The sequence below is a fragment of the Allobosea sp. Root381 genome, from assembly GCF_001429395.1.
Lineage (GTDB): Bacteria > Pseudomonadota > Alphaproteobacteria > Rhizobiales > Beijerinckiaceae > Allobosea.
The window spans coordinates 1-5870 of sequence record NZ_LMJT01000037.1 but is presented as its reverse complement, the minus strand read 5'-3'; the positions used below and the strand labels follow the sequence as shown (position 1 = coordinate 5870).

The window sequence follows — 5870 nt, the reverse complement described above, 5'->3', positions numbered from 1 at the left end:
GTCATGAACGAGGGCCGCATCGTCGAGCAGGGCCCCCGCGACACCATCTTCGACGCACCCCGGCACGACTACACCAAGAAGCTCCTCTCCGCCGTCCCAGGCCTCGAAAGCACGCCCGAGGGCGGCGTCAGGCTGTTCTGGAGGCTGGGCGATTCCTCCGACACCCGCGTCGAAACTCGGCATTCCTGAAGGCCCTGCAATGACGACCCAGCAACTCTATTTTCCGCTCATCGAAGTCTCCGGCAACGCCTATCAGCGCGGCCTGTCGCATGGCACGCAGGCAAAGGAGCGCGTGCTCGGCAGCGTCGCGATCTATGCGAAATCGCTGGCGAAGCTGGCTTTCGCGCAGAGCGACCTGCGGACCCTGCTCGACGATTTCGCACATGAGATCGAGCGCTTCGAGCCGAGCTATCTGGAAGAGATGCGCGGCATCGCGGACGGGGCCGGCGTCTCGCTCGACGACATCCTGATGATCAACGCGCGCACGGAGATCATGGCGCAGGCTGCCCGCACCGCCGAACGCGGCTCGGACGAGTGCACCAGCGTCGGCGTCCTGCCCCGCCGCAGCGCGACAGGTCGCTATGTCCAGGGCCAGAACTGGGACAATCGCGTCGACTGCGCCGACACGATCATCATGCTCCGCGTCCTGCGCGAGGAGGGGCCCGATCTCCTGACATTCGTCGAGGCCGGCGGCCTTGCCCGCTACGGGCTCAACAGTGCCGGCATCTGCCTGAACGGCAACGGGCTGTCGTCGGATCGCGACTATTCGCAGGCGGGTATCCCGCTACCGCTGATCCGGCGCAAAGCGCTGGAGCAGGAGCATTTCGCGCAAGCCGTGCAGGTGATCTACGCGGCGCCGAAAGCCTGCTCCTGCAATCTCCTGCTCGGCAGCAAGCTCGGCACCGCCATCAACCTCGAATGCGCCCCGGACGAGACCTTCGTGATCTATCCGGAGAACGGGCTCGCGGTTCACGCCAACCACTGGGTGAGCAACGCCGCGCTGACGAAGCTCAAGGAGACCGGGGTGCCCGGCTCGCCGGACAGCATCTTCCGCTACATGCGCGTGAAGGAGCTGCTCGACGGCGCGCAGCTCTCGGTCGACGATCTGAAGGCCGCCTTCGCCGATACGCTCGGTACGCCCTACTCGGTCTGCAGGCCGCCGCGCGCCAGCAACAAGGGCTACCACTCCTCGACGACGGCGACCCTGATCATGGACCCGGAAGCCGGCTTCATTGAAGTCGCCCGCATGCCGTCGCTCGGCGCCCATTTCGCCCGGTATCCGCTCGCTCGCGGTGCCGACGTCCAGTTCTGAACCATCAAGAAACGAGGGAACGTAATGCTGAACAACACGCGGATCATCACCGCTGCTTTTGTGGCGCTCGGCCTGGCCGGCGGCGTCGCCAATGCGGCGACGCTCAGGGTTCACCAGGACGCGGACATCCGCAGCACCGACCCAGGCGTCAACCGCGACGGCAACACCGATCTGGTCGTGCTGCACATGGTCGAGGGCCTTGTCGGCTACGATGCCAAGGGCGTGACCAAGCCGCTTCTGGCCGAGACGGTCGACGTCTCCCAGGACGGCCTGACCTACACCTTCAAGCTCCGCTCGGGCGTGAAATTCCATAATGGCGAGACGCTCACGGCCGAGGATGTCGTCTGGAGCTGGAACCGCTATCTCGATCCCAAGACCAACTGGCGCTGCCTGACCGATTTCGACGGCCGCATCGGCCTGAAGGTCGAGAGCGTGACGGCGAAGGATCCGCTGACCGTCGTCATCCGCATCAACGAGGCCTCCCCGCTGTTCCTCGCCAACATCGCCCGCAGCGATTGCGGCATGACGGCGATCGTCCATCGCTCCTCGCTCAAGCCGGACGGCAGCTGGGACAAGCCGATCGGAACCGGCCCGTTCAAACTCGGCGTCTGGCGCCAGCGCGAATACATCCACCTGGTCAAGTTCGAGGAATACGCGAACCGCGGCGGCTCGCCTGACGGCTATGTCGGCAGCAAGCGCCCGCTCGTCGACGAGGTGCGCTTCGTCGTGATCAGCGACCCGGCGACGGCGAAGGCGGCGCTGGTGCGCGGCGACATCGATATCCTGCCGCGGCTGCCATATTCGGAGGCGAGCGAGCTGAAGGCCGATGCGAACATCGAGGTGAGCGTCCAGCCGGGGCTGGCGCCGACCACCTTCACCCTGCAGACGCGCGACCCGCTGCTCTCGAACGTGAAGCTCCGGCAAGCGATCGCGGCCGCGGTCAATTTCGACGAGCTCGTCGGCAGCGTGACCTACGACCTGACCACGCCGAACAACTCGCTCGTGCCGGTGGCCTCGCCCTATTACGGCGAGGTCCAGAAGAAGGGCTTCAGCCACGATCCGGCCCGCGCGAAGAAGCTGCTCCAGGAGGCCGGCTACAAGGGCGAGAAGATCACGATCATCACAAACAAGCGCAACCAGTCGAACTTCGACACCGCGATCGTGCTGCAGTCCATGCTGCAGGGCGCCGGCATCAACTCCGCCGTCGAGGTGCTCGAATGGGGCGCCCAGCAGGATCGCTGGCAGAAGGGCAACTACCAGATCATGGCCTTCGGCTATTCGAGCCGCATGGACGCGGCCCTGACCTACGAGGCGGTGATGGGCCCGAAGGACTCGCAGCCCCGCAAGGTCTGGGAGGACAAGGCGGCGCTCGAGATCCTCGGGCAGGTGACCAACGAGACCCGCGACGCGGAGCGGCAGAAGCTCTTCGACCAGCTCCATGTGGCCATGATCGAGCAGGTCCCGATCATTCCGATCTTCAACACGCTCAGCGTCGGGGCGAGCCGCAAGAGCGTGAAGGGCTACGCGTCCAACGTGTTCAGCGCGCCGCTGCTCTGGGAAACCGAGAAGAACTGACCTGACGATGCGCTCGCGTTCCTTCTATCTGCTCGGCGACGTCAATCTGAAGGGCGTCGCCGACCCTTCCGCGATCTTCGATGTCTTCGGCCTCCGGCTGGCGGCCGCCGACATGGTGTTCGCCAATCTCGAATGCTGCCTGTTCGACGTCGCCGAACAGGCAGCGGAGAAGCGCGGCTTCTACGTGCCGACACGGGCGGCAGAGCTCTTGAAACGCGGGGGGCTGCAGGTCGTCGGAACGGCCAACAACGTCAATATCGGCGCAGAGGCCATCGCCTCCTCGCTCTCCGCCCTCGCCGATGCGGACATCGGGCAGGTCGGCTCGGGGCTGGACCCGCAGGGCGCCTATGCGTCGCTGGTGGTCGAGCGGGACGGGCTCCGCTACGGATTCCTGCAGCGGACAGCGGTCTATTGGCCGGACGGCCATGAGGCTCAGCCCGGCCGCCCCGGCGTCGCGATCATCAAGGCGGGGACGGCCTATCGCCCCCGCTTCGACCAGCAGGCCGCCAGGACGCGCCCCGGCGTGCCGCCCGAGGTGATGACATGGGCGGACAAGCAGTCGCTGGCCGAAGTCGCGGAAGCGGTCACGGAGCTGCGTCAGCGCGCCGACATCGTCACCGCCTCGTTCCATTGGGGCTTCCGCGCCGAAATCCTGACCTATCAGCGCGAATTCGCCCATGCGGCGATCGATGCCGGCGCCGATCTCGTGCTCGGCCACGGTCCCCATATGATCCTGCCGATCGAGCTTCATGCCGGGCGGCCCATCATCTATGGCGGCGGCAACTTCTCCTTCCTCTACGCCCATGACAGCCACGCCCATACCGACTGGGTCGGCATGGCGATGCGCGCCGAGATCGAGGACGGGTCGATCGCGCGGATCGCCCTCTCCTTCGTCCGCCGCGACGACATGCACCGCACGATCGAGCGCGCGGTCGACGACGAGCCGCGGGAGCGCGACCGGCTGATCGAGGCGGCGCTGGCGAACGGCGCAACCTTGAGAGCCCAGGGCAGGGAACTGATCCTCGATCTGCGGCCCGCAGCGGCCGCAACCGACAATTAGAATGCGGTAGCGACCATGACAGCGATGCAGAACGGCATGATCGTCGCCCCCCAGCCGGAGGCTGCGGAGGCCGGTGCCGAGATCCTAGAACGGGGCGGCAACGCCATCGACGCCGCGATCGCCTGCGCCTTCATGCAGGGCGTCGTCGACCCGTTGATGTGCGGCATCGGCGGCTTCGGCTCGATGCAGCTCTACATGCCGAAGCGCGGCGTGCACGCGATCGTCGAGTTCTATGCCAGGGCCTCGCTCTCGGCGACGCCCGACATGTGGCTGAAGCATCTGCGCGGCCAGACGCGGGATGGATTCGCCTTCCTGCTCGAGGGCGGGATCAACGAGTTCGGGCATCTCGCCGTCTGCACACCGGGCAGCGTCAAGGGCTACGCCCACGCGCTTGCAAACTACGGCACGATGGATTGGGCCGATGTCATGGCACCCGCGATCCGCCAGGCGGAGGCCGGCGTGCTGGTGCGTCCGCACATGCACTGGTTCTGGAGCCAGGACCAGAAGGGCGGCGGCGAGGTCAACACGGCCGACAAGCTGCGCTACAGCAAGACCGCCCGCGAGGTGTTCTTCCGACCCGACGGCAGCCTGAAGCGCGTCGGCGACCTGCTCGAGAATCCCGACCTCGCGGCGACGCTCCGGCATCTCGCCAAGGCCGGGCCGGAGGATTTCTACACGGGCGCCCTTGCGGGCCAAATCGCGGCCGACTTCGCTACGCATGGCGCCTTGCTGACGGAGCGGGACCTCGCCGCCTATGAGCTCTCGGTTGCCGAGCCGATCTGGGGCAGCTATCGCGGGCGCCGCATCTCGACCAGCCCGCCGCCGGCAAGCGGCATGTCGATGCTGCAGATGCTCCATATCCTCGATCAGTTCGACGTGGGCTCGCTGCACCATGGCGGAGCCGCGCATATCACGCTGCTGGCCGAGGCGATGAAGCGGATGACGATCGACAAGGATCGCTACATGGGTGATCCGGCCTATGTCGAGGTTCCGGTCGCCCGGCTGATCTCGCAGGAGCATGCGGCCGAGCACGCGGCCTCGATCCGCCGCGGCGAGCGCGCCTCGATCGAGCGCCTGGACCGCTCGCAGCGCGAAACCACCCATGTCTCGGTGGTCGACCGCGATGGCAACGCCGTGGCGCTGACCCATACGCTCGGCAGCCCGTCGGGCGCCATCTCGGATGGGCTCGGCTTCATGTACAACGGCACCATGAGCCGCTTCGACCCGCGGCCCGGAAGAGCGGCCTCGATTGCGCCCGGCAAGCGGCGCTCCTCTTCGGCGGCTCCGACCATCGTCTTCGAGAACGACCGGCCGCGCATCGTCGTGGGCGCGCCGGGCGGCAGCTACATCGCGCCGGCAGTCGCCCAGGCCATTTCGAACGTGCTAGACTTCGGCATGTCGGCGTTCGAGGCCGTCGCGGCGCCGCGGATCATGGCGGTGTCCAACACGATCGACATCTCGAACCGCATCAGGCGCAGCGTCAGCGCCGAGCTCGAGGCGGCCGGCTACGGCGTCAAGCGCTCGGCCCAAACGTTCCCGTTCGCCGCAGTGCATGCCATCGAGATGATCGACGGCGTCTGCAAGGGCGGCGCCGACCCTCAACGAGACGGCATGGCCATCAGCGTTTGATGCCCACGACTGGCCTCAAATGATCGACTGCCGGCGTCGCCCCCCATTCGGTACGACGGATGCCGCCCGCAAAGATCGAGCCATAGGCGCGGGCCAGGCGAGGCCGACGCCACCGATACGAAGGCGATCTTGGGTTGTCACACTTCCGTTCATGCTCTTAACCGGCGGCGGAACGTGCTTTCCTTCGTCGAAGTGCGCCAGAAGCATGCGTAATCGGGCGGACCCGCGAGGGGTCAAGCTCCCGTTAGGATCTCGACAGATCCAAGAGGGAGGAAGTCGCGATGTTCTACGCTG

The 5870-nt window shown here is 66.5% G+C and carries 4 protein-coding genes and 1 pseudogene; all 5 read left to right on the top strand.

Annotated elements, in window-relative coordinates; genetic code table 11:
- Positions 1-189 (top strand): annotated as a pseudogene (locus ASE63_RS21275) (hypothetical protein); the annotation flags it as partial.
- Positions 190-199: 10 nt separating this feature from the next.
- Entirely contained in the window at positions 200-1312 is a 1113-nt protein-coding gene (locus ASE63_RS21270) for a C45 family peptidase (protein ID WP_056806289.1), read from the top strand.
- A gap of 24 nt (positions 1313-1336) precedes the next feature.
- Positions 1337-2887: an ABC transporter substrate-binding protein gene (locus ASE63_RS21265; protein WP_056806286.1), complete on the top strand. Its 1551-nt coding sequence runs from the start codon at positions 1337-1339 to the stop codon at positions 2885-2887.
- Positions 2888-2894: 7 nt separating this feature from the next.
- Positions 2895-3947, top strand: coding sequence for a CapA family protein (locus ASE63_RS21260; protein WP_056806283.1), 1053 nt, complete (start codon positions 2895-2897; stop codon positions 3945-3947).
- A gap of 24 nt (positions 3948-3971) precedes the next feature.
- Positions 3972-5576, top strand: a complete 1605-nt coding sequence (gene ggt, locus ASE63_RS21255) for a gamma-glutamyltransferase (protein ID WP_056806295.1) — start codon at positions 3972-3974, stop codon at positions 5574-5576.
- Positions 5577-5870 lie beyond the last annotated feature (294 nt).